Genomic DNA, 19886 nt, shown 5'->3' with positions numbered 1-19886 from the left:
ACGACAACGTCCTATACCGCCGCATTGTAGAACTGTTCCGTGTCGGCATGGGTTAACTGCCGGGTCAACCGCTGCTGCTGTTGGTTGTCGCCGTATTCGATCCCGACCTGTTGCGGGTTCAGCCCCAGCTTGCGGAACAACGCCAGATCTTTATCTTCTTTGGGGTTCGGCGTCGTCAGCAGCTTGCAGCCATAGAATATGGAATTGGCGCCGGCCATAAAGCACATCGCCTGCGTCTGCTCGCTCATCTGCTCGCGCCCGGCGGATAACCGCACATAGGAGGAAGGCATCATGATACGGGCGACGGCGATGGTGCGGATAAAATCAAACGGATCGACATCCTCGTTATCGGCCAGCGGCGTCCCCTTTACCTTGACCAGCATATTGATCGGCACGCTTTCCGGCGGCGTTGGCAGATTGGCCAGTTGCACCAGCAACCCGGCGCGGTCGCGCACCGTTTCACCCAGACCGACAATGCCGCCGGAACAGACTTTGATACCCGCGTCACGCACCTTATCCAGCGTATCAAGCCGCTCCTGATAACTACGGGTGGTGATAATGCTGCCGTAAAACTCCGGGGAGGTATCCAGATTATGATTATAAAAATCCAGCCCGGCCGAGGCCAAACGCGCGGCCTGCTCGCCGTTCAGCGTACCCAGCGTCATGCAGGTTTCCATGCCCAGATCTTTGACCCCCTGCACCATCTGCTCCAGATACGGCATGTCGCGCTCATGGGGATTCTTCCAGGCGGCGCCCATGCAGAAGCGGGTCGAACCGGCCGCTTTGGCCTGACGGGCGGATTCCAGCACCTGTTCCACCTGCATCAGCCGTTCGGTTTCGATGCCGGTACGATAGCGGGAACTTTGCGGACAGTATTTGCAATCTTCCGGGCAGGCGCCGGTTTTGATCGACAGCAGCGTACTGACCTGTACCTGACGGGGATCGAAATGCTGACGATGAACCTGTTGCGCCTCGAACATCAGTTCCAGAAAGGGTCTATCGAATAGGTTTTGCGCTTGCTCAAGCGTCCAGTAACGGCGGTCGGCCATATCGGCATCTCCAAAATAAAAACACTTCGTCAGTTTAAATTAACCGCCTATACTGTCAACCAAATAGAAGTTAAATTGGTTTACGTTAACGCATGATGACCCCGGAACAGTTAGCCTTTGATCGACGCCATATCTGGCATCCCTACACCTCAATGACCCAGCCGTTGCCGGTTTATCCGGTGGTATCGGCTTCCGGCGTCGAGCTTCAGCTCAATGACGGCCGCCGTCTGATCGACGGAATGTCTTCCTGGTGGGCGGCGATCCACGGCTATAACCATCCGTATATTAATCAGGCGCTACAGCAGCAGATTTCCCAGATGTCGCATGTGATGTTCGGCGGCATTACGCATCCGGCTGCGGTGTCGCTATGTCGTCGGCTGGTGGATATCACCCCGGCCGGGCTGGAGTGCGTTTTTCTGGCGGACTCCGGCTCGGTCGCCGTCGAGGTGGCGCTAAAAATGGCGCTGCAATACTGGCAGGCGCGCGGCGAACCGCGGCAGCGTTTTCTGACGCTGCGTCACGGCTACCACGGCGACACTTTCGGGGCGATGTCGGTATGCGATCCGCAAAACTCGATGCACAGTCTGTATCAGGGATATCTGCCCGCTCATCTGTTTGTCGACGCGCCGCAGTGCCGATTTGACGACCCGTGGCGGGAGGAGGATATTCTTCCTTTGCGTACCCTGTTGGCCGAGCACGCGAAAGACATCGCCGCCATTATTCTGGAGCCCATCGTGCAGGGCGCCGGCGGCATGCGTTTTTACCATCCGCGTTATCTGCAACGGGTGCGGGCGCTGTGCGATAGCTACGGTATTCTGCTGATTACCGATGAAATCGCCACCGGATTCGGCCGCACCGGCAAACTGTTTGCCTGTGAACATGCCGACATTGCGCCGGACATTATGTGTTTAGGCAAAGCGCTGACCGGCGGTTATCTGACGCTTTCGGCCACGCTCGCCACCCGCCCGGTGGCGGAAACCATCAGCAACGGCGCGGCGGGCTGTTTTATGCACGGCCCGACCTTTATGGGGAATCCGCTGGCCTGCGCGGCGGCCAACGCCAGCCTGACGCTGCTGGCGGAAAACCGCTGGCAGCGGCAGGTTGCCGCCATCGAACAGCAGTTGCGCCAGGCGCTGATGCCGCTTGCCGACGCGCCGGAGGTGGCGGATGTGCGGGTACTGGGGGCCATCGGCGTGGTGGAGACGCGCCGTCCGGTCAATATGGCGCGGCTGCAACGCTTTTTCGTTGAGCGCGGCGTCTGGATCAGGCCGTTTGGTAAACTGATCTACCTTATGCCGCCGTTTATCATTCAGCCCGACGCGTTACGCCAGCTTACCGATGCGGTCGGCAGCGCCGTTTCAGAGAATCATTTGTTCGCTATATAAATACGGCGGCGCAGTAATGCCGCCGTATTTATCCGTTGCCTGCTTGACTATTTTCATCTTATTTTTTGATTGCTTTATCACTATCTAGATTATTATTTCCATGTAAATTATTTAGCCCATAAATTAGTAATATCGCATCCAAAATATGCTGGCGGATGGTTATTTTTTAGCAAAATCCGGCCCCTCCGTTAAGCAACGTCAACCCAACTAATAATAAAAAAGCAGAAAATATAAATATTAACCAGTTCGCATTCTATTTTGCGATTGTTCAGCCGTTTCTCCGCGCAAGGCACCATCGATAAAAATCAATAAAATTCATATGATAATGATTTAATATTGGCGTTTAACCCCTGTATCCATTCACAACATATCAATATAAGTTCCGTAAATACTTATTATTATTCAATATTGTTACATTGATAACAACAATATGATTCCTTATCCTATTTATTATTTACAAATAAACACCAGATTTCACCTAATAATAATTAAATCTAAGTATCTTTTTGTTTAAATAAAATATTATCGTCATAAAAAATTATGGTAAATTATATTTCAGGAATACCCGAGCAGTCGTTTTTATCAAGGAGATAATCTATGTTTATGCTGATTAAAAGCAGCTTTTTATTATTACGCCCGCTGTTGTCCATTCTGATATTTTCAATCTTACTCGCCCCATTGCATGCTTCCGCCGTTACATCGTCAAAAGACGCGGATAAGCTCTATTTTTCGCAAAATAAATATTATTTGTTCAATAATGCGTGGGGCAAAGACAGCGTTAAGGGTTGGAAACAAAGCATCACCTATAACAGCGCTACCAACATGGGTTGGACATGGAACTGGCCGAGCACCACCTCTTCGGTCAAGGGATACCCTTCAATAGTCAGCGGCTGGCACTGGACGGCAGGCTATACCGCCGGCAGCGGCTTTCCGACCAAACTGGCGAGCAATAAAAACATCAATACCAAAGTCACCTATTCAATCAAGGCCAAAGGAACCTATAACGCCGCCTATGACATCTGGTTTCACAACACCGACAAAGCCACCTGGAGTTCCACGCCCACGGACGAATTGATGATCTGGCTGAACAACACCCAGGCCGGCCCGCTGGGAACCTATGTTGAAACGGTCAATATCGGCGGCACCCGTTGGAAAGTCAGTAAAGGCTGGTTGGATGCCGGAAACGGAAAAGGCTGGAACGTATTTTCGTTTGTCCGCACCGCCAACACCAGCAAAGCCTCGCTGAATATCAAAAACTTTACCGACTATCTGGTCAACAACAAAAAATGGATGAACAACGCCAAATACGTGAGCAGCGTTGAGTTCGGCACCGAGATCTACCAAGGCGCCGGTTCTATGACGATTTCAAACTGGAGCGTCAATGTGAAATAACGCGTTAATACGCGGGAAGTTGCCGACAACGTCGCCTGTAGGCCCGAGATCCCCGGGCCTACCTTAATGAACCGGTGATGTACGTTCAAACCATCAAGCCGGCAGCATGCCCTCTTCACTAACCGCCTGAATTTAACCCTGCCACGCCATCCGACGACAAGGAAAACTTGTGATCTATGGCACACCAATTCCATTAGCGTTATGATGATTTCATCCGTTAATCAGGAATGTCTCATGCGTAATACCCTCACTCTTTGCTGGAAATATTTACGCGCTTTCGCATTGATTTACCTCTGCCTGCTGGCAGGCAATGCGATATCCGCGTTACTCCCGCTGGTTATTCCAGGCAGCATCATCGGTATGCTGATCCTCTTCTTCCTTCTCGCTATGCAGATCCTACCGCCGGATTGGGTGAAACCCGGTTGTCACTTGTTTATCCGCCATATGGCGCTGCTGTTTGTGCCGATAGGCGTGGGGGTCATGAACTATTACGACCTGCTTAGCCAACAGTTTGGCCCGATTGTCGTTTCCTGCCTGGTCAGTACTTTCATTGTGATGATCGTCGTCGGTTACAGCACGCAGTTGATGCAACGCGAACAAGCCATTAGCGCGGACAACCCGCTCACTAAGGATAAAGAATAATGCTCGCCTATTTGTGGTGGTCATTGCCACTCACTCTGTTAGTCTTTTTTGCCGCCCGTAAGCTGGCGATAGTGACAAAAATATCGTTGTTGAACCCGTTGCTGATTTCGATGGCAATTATTATTCCCTTGCTGCTGCTGCTGAATATCCCTTACGACCACTACTTTAAGGGAAGCGAGGTGCTTAACGATCTGCTTCAGCCCGCGGTTGTCGCGCTGGCCTTTCCGCTATACGAACAGCTTCACCAGATCCGGGCGCGCTGGAAATCCATCATCAGCGTCTGTTTTATCGGCAGCCTTGCCGCCATTATCTCCGGCACCGCGGTGGCATTGTGGATGGGCGCCTCATCCGAGATTGCGGCCTCCGTGCTGCCGAAGTCCGTTACCACGCCGATTGCCATGGCCGTTGCCAGCTCTATCGGCGGTATTCCCGCCATCAGCGCCGTCTGCGTGATTTTTGTCGGCATTCTGGGCGCCGTGCTAGGGCACAGCCTGTTCGACCGCATTGGCATTAAAACCAAAGCCGCACGCGGTTTATCCATGGGAACGGCCTCACACGCGTTAGGCACCGCGCGCTGCGCCGAAGTCGATTTTCAGGAAGGCGCTTTCAGTTCGCTGGCGTTGGTTATCTGCGGGATCATCACTTCGCTGGTGGCGCCGTTTATTTTCCCCGTACTGGTCGGCCTTTTAGGGTAAATCCGGCTTATTCGCGGATACCGGGTCATGGGTTAAGGGCCTAAGCGCTTAACCCGCTTTTCTGTGCATCGCAGCGATGCAAAAAAAATCGATATACCTCACATATTTGACGGCCATCTTTCAATCCTTTCAAATGTAACGCGATCAAAATCACGTTTTATTGCTAATCTGCTGCTTAACATAACGTTCATTGATTGGTAAAAGAGTAAGCCGATATGCACCCGAGATTTGATGAAGCATTTCAACAACTCCCTGACCGTCTGCGCTTCGCGCTTGCGCCTATTCTCAGCAGGCCGGATTTCGCCGCCATGCTGACCGCGGATGAAGTGAAAACGTTGGGCGATGCCGCCCGGCAGGATACGAATACGCTCGCCTTTACCTTGTTACCGCTGGCTGCCGCCTGTGCGCTGGCGCCGATTTCTCGTTTTCAGGTAGGCGCCATCGCGCAGGGCTCCAGCGGCAATTTTTATTTCGGCGCCAATATGGAGTTTACCGGCGTTCCCCTTCAGCAAACGGTACATGCCGAACAAAGCGCGATCGCCCACGCCTGGTTACGCAATGAACGGGAACTGACGGCCGTCACGGTAAACTACACGCCGTGCGGTCATTGTCGGCAGTTTATGAATGAACTGAACGCCGCCTCTTCTCTGCGTATTCAGTTGCCGGGGCGCCAGCCCGCCGTACTCGGCCATTACCTGCCTGACGCATTCGGCCCCGTCGATCTGAATATCAGCGCCCGATTAATGGACGAGGTAGACCATGCGCATACGCTGGCGAATAAAGACCCGCTTGCCCTTGCCGCGCTGCAAGCGGCCAACCGCAGCTACGCGCCGTACAGCCAGGCGATAAGCGGCGTGGCGCTGGAAACGGTCAATGGAAATGTCTATACCGGCCGTTACGCTGAAAATGCGGCGTTCAATCCCAGCCTTCCGCCGGTGCAGGTTGCGCTTAATCTGATGAACCTGGCGGGCGAGGCGCATACGGCGATACGCAAGGCCGCCGTCGTCGAACGCCGCCACGCCGCCGTTCGTCACTGGGAGAGGGGCGAAACGCTGCTGACCGAACTCGGCTGTAAAAATGTTGCCGTATATTTCGTGGACTAGAGCAATACGTACAGGAAAGGTTGAATCGATACAGCTTTTTTTACGCTCAATTGCAAGTTATCTGTAACTATTTTAATTAACATTTTCTGTACATATTTTATGGGTAATTTAAGATCTGGGGCGACAATAGTCTGATGTTATCCTTTGAATTGACTCCTGTTCCCTCCAAAGAGTAAAAAAAATCATGGAATTAGAATACGAAAGTAAGCGTTCTCTCTATATCCCTTATGCCGGCCCCATACTTCTTGAATTTCCCTTACTGAATAAAGGCAGCGCGTTTACCGAAGAAGAGCGCGCTGATTTTAATTTGCACGGTTTATTGCCGGAAGCGGTTGAAACCATTGAAGAACAGGCCGAACGCGCCTGGCGACAATACCAAGAGTTTAAAAGCGATATTGATAAGCACGTTTACCTGCGCAACATCCAGGATACGAACGAAACGCTGTTCTACCGTTTGCTGGACGCGCACCTCAGCGAAATGATGCCCATTATCTATACGCCGACGGTTGGCGAAGCCTGCGAGCACTTTTCCGATATCTATCGACGGGCGCGCGGTCTGTTTATCGCCTACCCTAACCGCGCCCATATCGACGATATGCTGCAAAACGCCACCAAGCAGAATGTAAAAGTTATCGTGGTGACCGACGGCGAGCGGATTCTGGGGCTGGGCGATCAGGGGATCGGCGGGATGGGCATTCCGATCGGTAAACTGTCTTTGTATACCGCCTGCGGCGGCATCAGCCCGGCGTATACCCTGCCGGTGGTTCTGGATGTCGGCACCAACAACCCGCAGCGGTTGAACGATCCGTTGTATATGGGCTGGCGTCATCCGCGAATAACGGACGACGAATACTATGAATTCGTCGACGAATTTATTCAGGCGGTTAAACGTCGCTGGCCGAACGTGCTGCTACAGTTCGAAGACTTCGCGCAGAAAAACGCCACCCCGCTGCTGAACCGCTACCGTGATGAGATCTGTAGCTTCAACGACGATATACAGGGAACCGCCGCGGTGACGCTGGGCAGTCTGATTGCCGCCAGCCGCGCCGCGGGCAGTCAGCTACGCGACCAGACCGTGGTGTTCCTCGGCGCCGGTTCCGCCGGATGCGGCATCGCCGAACAGATCATCGCGCAGATGAAATCCGAAGGCTTGAGCGAAGAGGAGGCCCGCGCCCGCGTCTTCATGGTCGATCGCTTTGGCCTGTTGACCGACAAATTGCCAAACCTGCTCGATTTCCAAAGCAAGCTGGTGCAGAAAAGCGAACTGCTGACCCACTGGGAAAAGGCCAGCGATGCGATTTCCCTGCTGGAAGTGGTGCGTAACGCCAAACCGACCATCATGATCGGCGTTTCCGGCCAGCCGGGTCTGTTTACGGAAGAGATCATCCGCGAGATGCACCAACACTGCGCCCGTCCCATCGTGATGCCCCTGTCCAACCCGACCTCCCGCGTGGAAGCCCGTCCGGAAGACATTATCCGCTGGACCGACGGCGCCGCGCTGGTGGCGACCGGTAGCCCGTTCAGTCCGGTAATCTATCAGGATAAGGTGTACCCGATCGCCCAGTGCAACAACTCCTTTATCTTCCCGGGTATTGGGTTAGGCGTGCTGGCTGCCGGGGCGAAACGCATTACCGATGGTATGCTGATGGCCGCCAGCCGGGCGCTGGCAGACTGCTCGCCGCTGGCCAATAATGGCGAAGGCGCGTTGCTGCCGGATATTGCGGATATTCAGAGCGTGTCGAAACGCATTGCGCTGGAAGTCGCTAAAGTAGCGCAGTTGCAGGGCGTGGCGATGGTGACCTCCGCCGATGCGCTGGAAAAAGCCATCGCGCAAAACTTTTGGCAGCCGCAGTACCGTAACTACAAACGCACCTCGTTCTAAGCACAGCCCCCGGCTTTCTCAATAGAAAGCCGGGGCATTCGCACTTTTCTCTTCAGCCTTTCAGTTTTGGGTCCAGCGCATCGCGCAAGCCATCTCCCAGCAGATTAAACGCCAATACCGTCAGGAAGATCGCCAGGCTGGGGAAAATCGCCACGTGCGGCGCGATCACCATATCGGAACGCGCCTCGTTGAGCATCGCGCCCCACTCCGGCGTGGGCGGCTGGGCGCCCAGCCCCAGAAACGACAGGCTGGCCGCCGTAATGATCGACATACCGATCCGCATGGAGAAATACACCACGATAGAGGAAACCGTACCGGGCAGGAGATGCCGAAAGACAATCGTCCAGTCAGACGCGCCGATGCTGCGAGCCGATTCAATAAAGGTCTGCTGTTTCAGCACCAGCGTATTCCCTCTGACCAGCCGGGCAAACGCGGGAATACTGAAAATAGCCACCGCCACAATCACGTTCGCCATCCCGCTCCCCATAATCGCCACCACCGCGATCGCCAATAGGATGCCGGGAAAGGCAAACAGCACATCGCAGATACGCATGATAATGCGATCCCACCAACCCTCGTAATAACCGGCCAGCAGCCCCAGCGACGTGCCGATCAGCATCCCCACCAGCACGGAAAAAATACCCGCCGCCAACGAAATTCGCGTGCCCAATAAAATACGGCTGAAAATATCGCGCCCCAACGAATCCACGCCCAACCAATGCATCGCGGACGGCCCTTCATTCAGCCGTTCATAGTCAAAGTAATTTTCCGCGTCATAGGGAATCAAATAAGGCGCCAGTAAGGCAACGATAACCAGCAGCGCCACAAATACGCCAGCCAGCAGGGCGATGCGCTGATGACGGAAACGTCGCCAGAATTCACGCCACGGCGTGCGAATTTGATGCTCGCCAATCGCCGGCAGAGTCGACAATATCGCGTTACGTCGCCAGTTTTTCATACCTCTTCCTTACTTATAACGGATCGCCGGGTTAATCGCGGCATACAACATATCGACGAACAGATTGATAAGAATAAACTCCAGAGAAAACAGCAACACTTCCGCCTGAATCACCGGATAGTCGCGCATCTCCACAGAATCGACCAGCAGCCGGCCCAGTCCCGGCCAGTTAAACACTTTCTCGACCACGATCGAACCGCCCAGCAGAAAACCAAACTGCAATCCCATCATGGTGACGACGGGGATCAGCGCATTGCGTAAGCCGTGTTTCAACACCACCAGCGATTCCCGCACGCCTTTTGCCCGCGCCGTACGCATGTAATCCTCGCGCATTACCTCGACAAACGAGGCGCGGGTAAAGCGGGCCATCACCGCCGCCACCGCCGCTCCCAGCGTAATGGAGGGTAAAATATAGTGCTGCCAGCTGTCTGCGCCGACGGTGGGCAACCACCCCAGCTCAACGGAAAACACCTGCATCAACAACATGCCGAGGGCAAACGCCGGAAAAGAAATACCGGATACCGCCAGCGTCATGCCAATGCGGTCCGGCCAGCCATTGCGCCATACGGCGGAGACGACGCCTATCGCCATGCCGAAGATAACCGCCCACGCCATGCTAGTGACGGTGAGCCAGAATGTGGGCATAAAGCGGCTGGCGATTTCTTCGGTTACCGGCCGTTTGGACACCATCGAGGTCCCCAGATCGCCTTGCAATATATTGGTGAAGAAACGCCAGAACTGCTGCGGCAGCGGTTTGTCCAATCCCAGATCCTGACGAACCAGCTCTATCACCGTGGCGTCCGCTTCCCGTCCGGCGGCCAAGCGCGCCGGATCGCCGGGTAACAGGTGAACGAACAGGAACACCAGCACCATCACAATCAATAAGGTGGGAATCAATCCCAGTAACCGTTTAATAAAATAATTCAGCATGGAAAAGTTTCCACAGACATGCGCTCTGCTCCCCGTTGAGTGGAATTTTGCTGAAATGCGGGACGGCGGCGATCGCCGCCCCGTGCTTGCGGCCGTCCGGCTTATTCTTTCAGATCGGCGTCATCAAAACTGAAAGCCGTATCCGGCATCACATAAAACCCGGTCAGTTTCTTGCTGTTAGCCGAAACCAAACGCTCCGTCGCCAGAAATACCCACGGCGCGTCGGCCCAGATTTTGTCCTGCGCGTCTTTATACAGCTTTTGCTTTTCGGCCCGATCGGTGGTCTTTAACGCGTCCGCCAGATCGGCGTCAACCTGTGGATTGCTGTAAAAAGCCGTGTTAAACAGGGCCGGAGGCCAGGAGGCGGTGGCGAATAACGGCGACAACGCCCAGTCCGCTTCCCCGGTTGAAGCCGACCAGCCGGTGTAGAACATGCGCACGCCGGTTTCGTTCACCCCTTTCCCTTCCACTTCAGCGGCGCGCTGGCCGGCGTCCATGGCGGTGACCTGCACCTTGATGCCGACCTGCGCCAGTTGCTGCTGGGTAAACTGCAACACTTTCTGCGCGGTACTGTGGTTATGCGACGACCACAGCGTGGTGGTGAATCCGTCAGGATAGCCCGCTTCTTTCAATAGCTCGCGGGCTTTAGCCGGATCGTAAGGCCACGGCTGATACTTCACCGCATAATCGATGCTGGCCGGCAGCGGCCCCTCGGCCGGGGTGGCATAGCCGGAAAAAGCGACTTTGATCAAGGCGTCTTTGTTAATGGCGTAATTAATCGCCTGCCGCACCTTGAGGTTGTCAAACGGCTTTTGCGTCACATTCAGACTGATATAACGATGCAGGATCGACGGTGAAGCGACCAGCGCCAGTTGGTCGTTTTTCTCCAGCACTTTGGCCTGTTCAAAGGGGATCGGATACGCAAAGTGCGCTTCCCCGGTTTGCAGCAGCGCCGCGCGGGTGTTGTTGTCCACCACCGGACGCCAGGTAATGCTATCCAGCTTAGGCTGCCCCGATTTCCAGTAGCCGTCAAACTTCTCCACCTTGACGTAATCGGTCTGATTCCAGGTCACAAAGCGGTACGGCCCGGTGCCCACCGGATGGAAACCAATCTCTTTCCCATACTGTTTCAACGCCGCCGGCGAGATGATCACCGCCGCCGGGTGCGCCAGGTTATTGATAAACGCGGAGAACGGTGTTTTCAGGGTGATTTTTACCGTTTGTCCGTCAACCACTTCCGTTTTATCAATCATTTTGAACAGGTTATACCGTTTCAGCCGGTTCTGCGGATCGCTGGCGCGATCCAGATTCGCCTTGACCGCTTCGGCATTAAAGTCCGTGCCATCATGAAACTTCACGCCCGGGTGCAGCTTAACGGTATAAACCAGACCATCCGCGCTGGTTTCATAACTTTCCGCCAGTACGTTGACCAGCCTCATATCCTTGTCGAAACCAAACAGTCCCTGATAGAACGATTTGGCAACGGTCTGTGATAACGAGTCGTTGGCGTCGTAGGGATCCAGCGTCGTGAAGTTGGACGCCACGGCGATAACCGCATCCTTGGCGGCCCAGGCGGGCGCTGCCGCCATCGCGGCGGCGACACCGGCGGCAAGTAACCAGTTACGCTTTAAAGTGATAACATTCATCGTGTTACGTTCTCCTTATGATTCCCTGTCAATAAGCGCCGGCGATCGGGTGATGAGCGACAAAATGACGCTCGCCAACCTGCACCAAGGGCGCGATGGTAGGTTCATCGCCTATTGCCCGAATCGGGCTGGGTATTTCATCAACCAGTAAAACCTGTTCACGATGGCGGCGTGATGGATCGGCAACCGGCACCGCCGCCATCAGCTTACGGGTATAGGGATGCCGGGGATGTTCAAACACCGCGCTACGCGGGCCGATTTCCACGATCTGCCCCATATACATCACCGCCACCCGATGGCTAATCCGCTCCACCACCGCCATATCATGTGAGATAAATAAAAACGCGATGCCGAATTCGCGTTGCAGCTCAAGCATCAGGTTGACGATTTGCGCCTGAATGGACACATCCAGGGCGGAGACCGCCTCATCCGCAATCACCACTTTGGGGTTAAGCGCCAATGCCCTGGCGATGCAAATACGCTGGCGTTGTCCGCCGGAAAACTCATGCGGATAACGCCGGGCGTGTTCCGGCTCCAGCCCAACCCGGGCCAGCAGCCACGCCACCCGCTCTTCCGCCTGCCGACGATTGCCCACGCCGTGCACCAATAAAGGCTCCATAATGGAAAAACCGACCGTCAGACGAGGATCCAACGAAGCATAGGGATCCTGAAAAATAAACTGAATCTCCCGGCGCAAATGTTGTAGCGCCGGGCCGGACAGCCGATCGATCCGCTGTCCGTTGAAAGTAATGGTTCCGCTCTGGCTTGCAACCAGTCTCAGCAACGCGCGTCCGGTGGTCGACTTGCCGCAGCCGGACTCGCCGACCAGCGACAACGTTTCCCCTGGGTAGAGATCAAAACTCACTTTTTCCACCGCGTGCACCTGCCGCGTTATCCTGTTCAGGATGCCGCTGCGGATAGGAAAGCGCGTCACCAGATCGCTAACCTGCAAAATCGGCGCCGTATGGGCCGGTATCGTATTCTGCGGCGCGCTGTCGGCAGCGGGTTGCGCATCCTGATTCAGCAAAGGAAATTTTGCCGGCAGCGGCTGCCCGCGCATCGACCCCAGCTTCGGGACGGCCGCCAGCAGCGCTTTCGTATAGCGATGCCGCGGCGCCCGGAAGATGTCGGTTACGCTGGCCGTCTCAACGTTTTCACCGCGATACATGACCAGCACCCGGTCGGCCACCTCCGCCACCACCCCCATGTCGTGGGTAATGAAGATCACCGCCATCGCCATCTCTCGCTGCAATACCCGGATAAGTTGCAGGATCTGCGCCTGAATGGTGACATCCAATGCGGTGGTCGGCTCGTCGGCGATCAGCAGCGACGGCTTGCAAGAAAGCGCCATCGCAATCATCACCCGCTGACGCATCCCGCCGGAGAGTTGATGGGGATAACGATCCAGTACGTTGCGGGCTTCAGGGATCCTGACCAAATCAAGCATACGCAGCGCTTCACGCCGCGCCGCGCGGTGGTCCATCCCCTGGTGCAAACGGATGGATTCGGCAATCTGCTCGCCGACCGAAAACACCGGATTGAGCGATGTCATCGGTTCCTGAAAAATCATCGCCAGATCGGCGCCGCGCAATTTGCGCATCAGCGACTGGCGGGCCGTGGTTAAATCCAGCACCTGACCATTACGTCGACGAAATACCATATTGCCCTGCGGGATCACGCCGCCATCCTGTTCGATAAGCCGCATTAACGCCAGCGAGGTCACCGATTTCCCCGACCCGGACTCTCCCACTATCGCCAGCGTCTCGCCGCGATCCACCGAAAACGTCAAATCCCGCACGGCATCCGTCCGCTGGCCCTGTTGGTCAAAATAGACGCTCAGATCGCGAACCGCCAGCACCCGGTCATCAGGTAGAAAAATCCCTGGTTCAGGCGTGAGAAGCGGCGCATGAGGATGCCGAGTTTGAGTCATTAACAGTGAATCTCCATATAACAAGGGCCGCGCTGACGGCGGTTCGATCGGGAACCCAGGGTTAACGCCTTCAGGACGCGACGCGTTTTCTCGCGCCTTACAGGCGGAGGCGATAACCTGAAAAATAGCACATGGATGTTAAATACACTTTTTCTGCACAGGAATAATGAATGACGGCATGCAACGGCAAACCGCCCTTTCGTCATCACACTCGTTTTTTGACTATATTTAGCGCAGGGTATGATGTAAAGCAGAAACTTAATCGATAGTTTGATAAAAATTCTTTTTATAACATAACGTTAATATACATAAACAAACAGTCTATATGGCCTTTCCGCAATCAACGCGTTTATTGATTAGGGTCATACACGCCGCGTTCCTTGCGCGGCCACATTCTCCCGCAATGCAATCTCTGACATAATATTGGCATACGATACCTGTTTTCGCCCGCTGACTTGCCCGGCGAAACCAATCATGGAGTGCAGATGGAAAGCGTTACCTCAAGCTTATTGACCCTCGAACAGGCGTTGGAAAAGATGTTTTCCCAGGTAGCGCCGATGGCGGAAGCCGAAAACGTTTCACTGTATGAGGCCGCCGGCCGGATCACCGCCGATACGCTAACCTCCCCAATAAACGTTCCCCCTTTTGCCAATGCCGCGATGGATGGCTATGCCGTTCGCTGCGTGGATCTCCGCGCGTCAGCAGCGCTGCCGGTGGCGGGCAAAGCGTTTGCCGGCGCGCCGTTTGACGGTGAATGGCCTGTCGGAACCTGTATCCGCATCATGACCGGCGCGCCGATCCCTGAAGGCGCCGAGGCGGTTATCATGCAGGAACAGGCGGAAATCAGCGACGCCGGCGTTCGTTTTCCTCATGACGTCAAACCGGGCCAGAATATCCGCCTGCCAGGTGAAGATATTGCTGAAGGCGCGACGGTGCTGCCCGCAGGGAGCAAATTGAGCGTCGCGGAGTTGCCGCTGCTGGCCTCGTTAGGGATCGCCCGACTTAAGGTATATCGCCGTTTGAAAGTGGCGATCTTTTCAACCGGCGATGAGCTTCAGCCGGTAGGCACTCCCCTTCAGGCCGGCCAGATATATGACACCAACCGTTTCGCCGTGCGTTTGATGCTGGAACAGCTTGGCTGTGAGGTGAACGATTTGGGCATTATCGGCGATGATCCGACCGCCCTGCGCGACGCCTTTTATCGGGCGGACAGTAGCGCCGATCTGGTTATCAGCAGCGGCGGCGTTTCCGTGGGCGAAGCGGATTTCACCAAACAGATGCTGGATGAACTGGGCGATATCCGTTTCTGGAAACTGGCGATCAAACCCGGCAAGCCGTTCGCTTTCGGCAAGTTGCAACATGCCTGGTTCTGCGGCCTACCGGGCAACCCGGTTTCCGCGGTGCTGACCTTTTACCAGCTGGTTCAACCGCTGCTGGCCCGCTTATCCGGCCACAGCCGGTGGCATCTGCCTGCGCGTTTGCGGGTAAAAACCACCAGCGCGCTGAAAAAAACCCCCGGCCGCACGGATTTTCAGCGCGGCATCTTCAGCCGTAACGCCGCAGGCGAACTGGAAGTCAGGACTACCGGCCATCAAGGCTCGCATGTCTTCAGTTCCTTTAGCCTCGCTAACTGTTTTATCGTGCTGGAGGCCGAAAGAGGCCGGGTCGCCGCCGGCGAATGGGTCGAAATAGAACCATTCAATTCACTCCTGGGACATTGATCATGCTGCCGGAACTCAGTGATGCCGAAGCACTGCGTTACAATCGTCAGATTGTGCTGCGCGGTTTTGATTTTGACGGACAGGAAAAACTGAAAGCCGCACGCTTGCTGATTGTCGGGCTGGGCGGACTGGGCTGCGCGGCGTCGCAATATCTGGCCGCGGCCGGCGTCGGCCACCTGACGCTGCTGGATTTCGATACGGTTTCGCTGTCCAACCTGCAACGCCAGATATTGCACCGCGACGCGCGTATCGGCATGGCGAAAGTCGAATCAGCGCGGATTGCGCTGGCGGAAATCAATCCGCACCTGTCGCTGGAGACGGTGGACGCCAGTCTGGATGACCGGGCGCTCGGCGCGTTGATGGCAAGCCACGATATCGTGCTGGATTGCACCGACAATGTGACTATCCGCAACAGTCTGAATCGTCTGGGTTTTCAGCTAAAGAAACCGCTGATTTCCGGCGCTGCGATCCGCATGGAAGGCCAGATCGGCGTGTTTACCTATCAGCCGGATGAGCCGTGCTATCACTGCCTCAGCCGGCTGTTCGGCGACAACGCGCTGACCTGTGTGGAAGCAGGGGTAATGGCCCCGCTGGTCGGCACTATCGGCAGCCTGCAAGCCATGGAAGCGATCAAATTGCTGACGGGATACGGCAAGGTCATCACCGGACGCCTGTTGATGTTCGATGCCATGACGCTGCAATTCCGCGACGTCAAACTGCCGAAGAACCCCGCCTGTAGCGTCTGCGGCGGCTGATGCCGACGGCAATCACGGCGAACGGCATTGGTGTCGTTATAGTAAATTCATTCATCATTAGTAAATATAAATATACAAACCAACAGACTATTGTATTGAATACGGCATATATCAGTGCCACAGTATTGAAATAAGCAATCATGTAGAGAGGAACAAGCCATGAGTAATGCTTTTTTGCAATCCATCAATAATCGTCGTTCTATTTATGCCATCGGTAAAACATTGCCGATATCAACCGATCAGGTTGTGTCAATCGTTACCGAAGCCGTTAAGCAAAGCCCCTCCGCCTTTAACTCGCAAAGCTCCCGCGTGGTGATCCTGTTTGGCGAACAGCACGAAAAAGTCTGGGATATCGTTGAGCAGCAGTTGAAAAAGATCGTTCCTGAAGATGCCTTTGCGGCAACGGTCAAAAAACTCGAGTCGTTTGCTGCCGGCGCGGGTACGGTGCTGTTCTTTGAAGACACCAAGGTAATTGAAGAATTACAGCAAAAATTTGCCCTGTACGCGGACAATTTCCCCGTCTGGTCGGAACACTCCACCGGGATTGCCCAGTTTGCCGTGTGGTCTGCTCTGGCGCAGGAAAAAATCGGAGCTTCACTACAGCATTACAATCCGCTGATTGACGATGATGTGAAAAAACAGTGGGCATTGCCGGCAAGCTGGAAATTACGCGCCCAGATGCCGTTTGGGTCTATTGAACAGCCCGCGGGTGAGAAAACCTACATTCCCGATGAAGAGCGTTTTCGTATTTTTAAATGACAGCGATAATCAGGCCGGCCCGATGACTGGCCTGAAGTTTTGACTGCGCTTTATCGACCGAAAATATTCCCGACCTCATCAACCATTCCTATATACTGCGTTTTCAACGCACGTAAACTATAGGCTTTGGTGTAATTCCAATTTTTATCCCAATCATCGCTACTAAAAGTACATACATTCAATTGGCTGAGTTCTTTTCTAATTTCCTCCAGGCTTTCATTGACGCTACGAATAGTGGATAAATTGGTGCTAACCCCTTGTCCAAGCCAGTGCACATTATTTGCCGCCGAAAAGGGAATGGGAGTAAGAATGACATCATCATTTTCCAATATTCGCTTCTCAATATTGGCGTGAAATTTCATTGCCAATTCACCCCCTTTAGTAAAAGTAGACTCATCTTTTTTAACCGTTTTCAAAAACATGGATGATGGACCGAATACATAAATCTCGCCATCGGCGCCTATCATCGGAAGCAGCTTTAGAAATGAACTGAAAGCGCTATAGTTACCATGGCCATAGGAGCAATAACCGTTTTTATAAACGACTTGGCTGTATGGATGAGACTCGACGCGGATCACCTCATCAGAAACAGAATAGTCACCATTGAAAAGTAACCCTAACCCCAATTCCGAACTGCGTAAGAATTTTATCTCATTCCACTTTTTATATATAACTTTGGCTTCATCGCTCAAACGTTCAAATGTTTCTTGTATCACGTTGTCCCGATCAAGATTCTCCTTCAATACGCTCAAACATTGACCAAAAGAGTTTGCAATCTGTAAAGCCGATTTTATTTTGCAAAAGTCAAGATTCATATTACAAGACTCCAGCGCATAATAAAGGTTACTTAACGCCAGCAAGTCTTGCACCATACACTGTTTCTTCAATAATTCCTGAGCCAGGAGGGTGTTTGAAATTTCATTTAGATAACCAGTGGACATCCACGGGAAAATATTTGACCAATTGGCAATCCAAGCCCCTAATACCGTGTAATCATCTTCTATTGACTGGTAAACTTGCTCTCTGAAAGCCGCCGTTTCCGTCTCTGGAATTTGCTCATCCAGGATTGATGTGACAGTGGCTAATACTTTCAGGCGTTGATCGCTCGGGATGAGAACATCAATGTTATTGCTCTTAACCTCGTCTTGTAGCTGTTTCACGTTTTGATCGTCGGCCTTGTTATCCGCTTTTCTTAAAAATTCCTCCAGCGTCAGATCCTTATCCAGCGCTTTCGCTTTGTCATAAGCCGATGCGACAGAAAACATTTTCACATCATCTAATTCATCAATGTCTTTAAGTTTTTCAGTTATCTCTGGCTCACTGGCCGGTTTCTGAAAATCCGGAATTTGAGGCGGGGCTGAGACTGAGCTGATGTTCGGGGCTTTTTCCAGCATCTTGATATCAGCAATTTCATCAAAAGATTTATTGGCAACAATCTCAAACCATTTATCAACCTGCTCGGCCACGCACCCGCCGCTGGACCAGGAAGTACAGCTCACGTTAACGTTAGACTCGCGATCCGATTTACTGCCATCGTAAGAGGCCTGCACAGAAACCGAAGTACCGATTCCGGAATAAGAGAACTCGGCATTACCGCCATATTTCCAATTGTCTTCATATTCCTTGCTGGTCATATTCATCGACACGGTGCCCAAACCGCCCCAAATCACCCCGACCACCACACCATCGCCATACTGTTTCACAAACTCCTGCAAGGCTGTCACCCATTGCTGCAATAATTCATCGGTTTCATCCGGCAAGTCACCTTGTAGATAATCCCTGAGGCTTTTTGCGCCACCCAGTTTATTTCTCACCGCGGTAAATTTATTCAATACGTCTAGCGCAAGCGATTTGGGGCCGAGTTTTAAAGAATTCAACACATCTTCAGCTTTAAGATCGTCAAAATCAATGTATTCCATCCCTGATAGCATGGTGACATTGTAATTAACGTCAATGGATTTACTGCTTGATGCCGTGGAATTGCCAACATAGGTAGATAACGAAGACGTAAGCTTTGAAATGCCGGAAACACCATATGATCCGGACACTCCCGCAGCCCCTTGATTAAGCTGATCGGTATAAACATACTGACTTTTCCCCGTCATAAATTTGACGACCTCTTTCTCGGGGATCATGCGGGTAATATTTGAAATAATAATGGAAGGGCTGAAAACACCATTATTACCCACGATGGTTGACCCTATCCTCACACCAAGCAACGGGTTGTTAAAAGGCTGTCTGCTTTCCACACTCAATTTCCTCAGTTGATAAAAATCACATTAATCAATCATCACCATATGATGTTTTCATACCCACTATGATCTTCTCTATTATTTGACCTTGATGCAGGTAATATAGACATTCCCTATCGCACCCGAATTCAGGCTACCACCTTCAATAGAGGTTTTATAATTAACGCTTGTCGTAGGCGACCAGACTGATTTATTATTTTTAGATCCCCATGGGCAATCCCAATAATATTTACCAACATAATCATTACCGTTATACAATTCGAAGCTTCCTTCCGTCCCTGACGAAGCGTCCGAACGGCCACAGGCACAAATGATCCCCGGGTTATTTGAGGAAATGATCATCCCGTCAATTGAACTCTTTGAGATCTCGTCATCTTTATTACCCTGCCGGTAAAATTTACCCCACTTCAGACTGACATTCCTTACCGTCAGTTTCATATTCTCAGCGTATACCTTTATTTCTACCCATTGTGCATAAGCCATAATTACCTCTTCACATAAAGTTAAAAAAACATTATCCGTTAATATCGCGTACCATTTTCACTAAAAATGCCACCTTACCAATTAAAGCATAAAATGTTTTTTTGTCATTCTGTCATGATAAAAAAAATCAAACACCACCATTATTTTTTAAATTCCATTCAAAAACAAACGCCTATATTTGTAAAAAATCAATTTCCACAATTAAGCTGATAATAAAAAATATAAATAGCAAAATATCTTTCACTCTTATTTATTATAAGTAATAAAATCGTTTATTTAAAATAAATCTCTATTAATTAATACG

Annotated in this window: 16 protein-coding genes; 9 read left to right on the top strand and 7 right to left on the bottom strand. The window is 52.6% G+C overall.

Annotated features, from left to right (window positions below):
• Nucleotides 1-11: 11 nt before the first annotated feature.
• Nucleotides 12-1049, bottom strand: a complete 1038-nt coding sequence (bioB, locus tag HOY33_RS05000) for a biotin synthase BioB (RefSeq protein WP_172289112.1) — start codon at nt 1047-1049, stop codon at nt 12-14.
• A 95-nt stretch (nt 1050-1144) separates the two neighbouring features.
• On the opposite strand from bioB, the gene bioA reads away from it, so the two are divergent.
• The 6 genes from bioA (at nt 1145) to HOY33_RS04970 (ending at nt 8148) form a co-directional block, all read left to right on the top strand.
• The gene (bioA, locus tag HOY33_RS04995) at nt 1145-2434 is read left to right on the top strand and encodes an adenosylmethionine--8-amino-7-oxononanoate transaminase (RefSeq protein ID WP_172289453.1); all 1290 of its coding nucleotides are present in this window, start codon (nt 1145-1147) and stop codon (nt 2432-2434) included.
• A 597-nt stretch (nt 2435-3031) separates the two neighbouring features.
• A complete protein-coding gene (locus tag HOY33_RS04990) occupies nt 3032-3826 on the top strand; it encodes a glycoside hydrolase (protein ID WP_172289111.1) in 795 nt (264 codons plus the stop codon).
• A gap of 234 nt (nt 3827-4060) precedes the next feature.
• Nucleotides 4061-4468, top strand: a complete 408-nt coding sequence (locus tag HOY33_RS04985; protein WP_172289110.1) for a CidA/LrgA family protein — start codon at nt 4061-4063, stop codon at nt 4466-4468.
• The gene (locus tag HOY33_RS04980; protein WP_172289109.1) at nt 4468-5163 is read left to right on the top strand and encodes a CidB/LrgB family autolysis modulator; all 696 of its coding nucleotides are present in this window, start codon (nt 4468-4470) and stop codon (nt 5161-5163) included. Before HOY33_RS04985 ends, HOY33_RS04980 begins: the two co-directional genes overlap by 1 nt.
• Before the next feature lie 215 nt (nt 5164-5378).
• Nucleotides 5379-6266: a cytidine deaminase gene (gene cdd, locus HOY33_RS04975; RefSeq protein ID WP_172289108.1), complete on the top strand. Its 888-nt coding sequence runs from the start codon at nt 5379-5381 to the stop codon at nt 6264-6266.
• A gap of 184 nt (nt 6267-6450) precedes the next feature.
• Nucleotides 6451-8148: an NAD-dependent malic enzyme gene (locus HOY33_RS04970; RefSeq protein WP_172289107.1), complete on the top strand. Its 1698-nt coding sequence runs from the start codon at nt 6451-6453 to the stop codon at nt 8146-8148.
• A 52-nt stretch (nt 8149-8200) separates the two neighbouring features.
• On the opposite strand, the gene gsiD is transcribed toward HOY33_RS04970, so the two are convergent.
• The 4 genes from gsiD to gsiA all read right to left on the bottom strand — a co-directional run bounded on the left by gsiD (nt 8201) and on the right by gsiA (nt 13612).
• A complete protein-coding gene (gene gsiD / locus HOY33_RS04965) occupies nt 8201-9106 on the bottom strand; it encodes a glutathione ABC transporter permease GsiD (RefSeq protein ID WP_172289106.1) in 906 nt (301 codons plus the stop codon).
• A 9-nt stretch (nt 9107-9115) separates the two neighbouring features.
• On the bottom strand, nt 9116-10036 hold the full coding sequence (gene gsiC / locus HOY33_RS04960; protein ID WP_172289105.1) for a glutathione ABC transporter permease GsiC: 921 nt from the start codon (nt 10034-10036) through the stop codon (nt 9116-9118).
• A 101-nt stretch (nt 10037-10137) separates the two neighbouring features.
• Nucleotides 10138-11682, bottom strand: coding sequence for a glutathione ABC transporter substrate-binding protein GsiB (gene gsiB / locus HOY33_RS04955; protein ID WP_172289104.1), 1545 nt, complete (start codon nt 11680-11682; stop codon nt 10138-10140).
• 28 nt (nt 11683-11710) lie between these two features.
• Nucleotides 11711-13612, bottom strand: a complete 1902-nt coding sequence (gene gsiA, locus HOY33_RS04950) for a glutathione ABC transporter ATP-binding protein GsiA (RefSeq protein WP_172289103.1) — start codon at nt 13610-13612, stop codon at nt 11711-11713.
• A gap of 485 nt (nt 13613-14097) precedes the next feature.
• Between gsiA and moeA the strand changes: the two genes are divergently transcribed.
• From moeA to HOY33_RS04935, 3 genes are all read left to right on the top strand, one after another.
• Nucleotides 14098-15333 carry a molybdopterin molybdotransferase MoeA gene (gene moeA, locus HOY33_RS04945; protein ID WP_172289102.1) on the top strand — a complete coding sequence of 412 codons (1236 nt, stop codon included), beginning with the start codon at nt 14098-14100 and terminating at the stop codon, nt 15331-15333.
• Between the two features lie 2 nt (nt 15334-15335).
• Nucleotides 15336-16088 carry a molybdopterin-synthase adenylyltransferase MoeB gene (gene moeB, locus HOY33_RS04940; protein WP_172289101.1) on the top strand — a complete coding sequence of 251 codons (753 nt, stop codon included), beginning with the start codon at nt 15336-15338 and terminating at the stop codon, nt 16086-16088.
• 159 nt (nt 16089-16247) lie between these two features.
• Nucleotides 16248-16847 (top strand): nitroreductase family protein, encoded by a 600-nt coding sequence (locus HOY33_RS04935; RefSeq protein ID WP_172289100.1) that lies wholly within the window; start codon nt 16248-16250, stop codon nt 16845-16847.
• A gap of 50 nt (nt 16848-16897) precedes the next feature.
• On the opposite strand, the gene HOY33_RS04930 is transcribed toward HOY33_RS04935, so the two are convergent.
• Together HOY33_RS04930 and HOY33_RS04925 are read right to left on the bottom strand one after the other, a co-directional pair.
• Nucleotides 16898-19096 (bottom strand): hypothetical protein, encoded by a 2199-nt coding sequence (locus HOY33_RS04930; protein ID WP_172289099.1) that lies wholly within the window; start codon nt 19094-19096, stop codon nt 16898-16900.
• Between the two features lie 81 nt (nt 19097-19177).
• Complete coding sequence (locus HOY33_RS04925; RefSeq protein WP_172289098.1) at nt 19178-19582, bottom strand: aegerolysin family protein; 405 nt, start codon at nt 19580-19582, stop codon at nt 19178-19180.
• Nucleotides 19583-19886 lie beyond the last annotated feature (304 nt).

The sequence above is a fragment of the Brenneria sp. hezel4-2-4 genome (assembly GCF_013155275.1).
In the GTDB taxonomy this organism is placed as follows: domain Bacteria; phylum Pseudomonadota; class Gammaproteobacteria; order Enterobacterales; family Enterobacteriaceae; genus Brenneria.
This window is presented reverse-complemented; position numbering and strand designations above follow the sequence as displayed.

Bases quoted from the DNA above. Each gene is read 5' to 3' on its own strand.
- bioB (WP_172289112.1), bottom strand. From the start codon at position 1,049: ATGGCCGACCGCCGTTACTGGACGCTTGAGCAAGCGCAAAACCTATTC.
- bioA (WP_172289453.1), top strand. From the start codon at position 1,145: ATGACCCCGGAACAGTTAGCCTTTGATCGACGCCATATCTGGCATCCC.
- HOY33_RS04990 (WP_172289111.1), top strand. From the start codon at position 3,032: ATGTTTATGCTGATTAAAAGCAGCTTTTTATTATTACGCCCGCTGTTG.
- HOY33_RS04985 (WP_172289110.1), top strand. From the start codon at position 4,061: ATGCGTAATACCCTCACTCTTTGCTGGAAATATTTACGCGCTTTCGCA.
- HOY33_RS04980 (WP_172289109.1), top strand. From the start codon at position 4,468: ATGCTCGCCTATTTGTGGTGGTCATTGCCACTCACTCTGTTAGTCTTT.
- cdd (WP_172289108.1), top strand. From the start codon at position 5,379: ATGCACCCGAGATTTGATGAAGCATTTCAACAACTCCCTGACCGTCTG.
- HOY33_RS04970 (WP_172289107.1), top strand. From the start codon at position 6,451: ATGGAATTAGAATACGAAAGTAAGCGTTCTCTCTATATCCCTTATGCC.
- gsiD (WP_172289106.1), bottom strand. From the start codon at position 9,106: ATGAAAAACTGGCGACGTAACGCGATATTGTCGACTCTGCCGGCGATT.
- gsiC (WP_172289105.1), bottom strand. From the start codon at position 10,036: ATGCTGAATTATTTTATTAAACGGTTACTGGGATTGATTCCCACCTTA.
- gsiB (WP_172289104.1), bottom strand. From the start codon at position 11,682: ATGAATGTTATCACTTTAAAGCGTAACTGGTTACTTGCCGCCGGTGTC.
- gsiA (WP_172289103.1), bottom strand. From the start codon at position 13,612: ATGACTCAAACTCGGCATCCTCATGCGCCGCTTCTCACGCCTGAACCA.
- moeA (WP_172289102.1), top strand. From the start codon at position 14,098: ATGGAAAGCGTTACCTCAAGCTTATTGACCCTCGAACAGGCGTTGGAA.
- moeB (WP_172289101.1), top strand. From the start codon at position 15,336: ATGCTGCCGGAACTCAGTGATGCCGAAGCACTGCGTTACAATCGTCAG.
- HOY33_RS04935 (WP_172289100.1), top strand. From the start codon at position 16,248: ATGAGTAATGCTTTTTTGCAATCCATCAATAATCGTCGTTCTATTTAT.
- HOY33_RS04925 (WP_172289098.1), bottom strand. From the start codon at position 19,582: ATGGCTTATGCACAATGGGTAGAAATAAAGGTATACGCTGAGAATATG.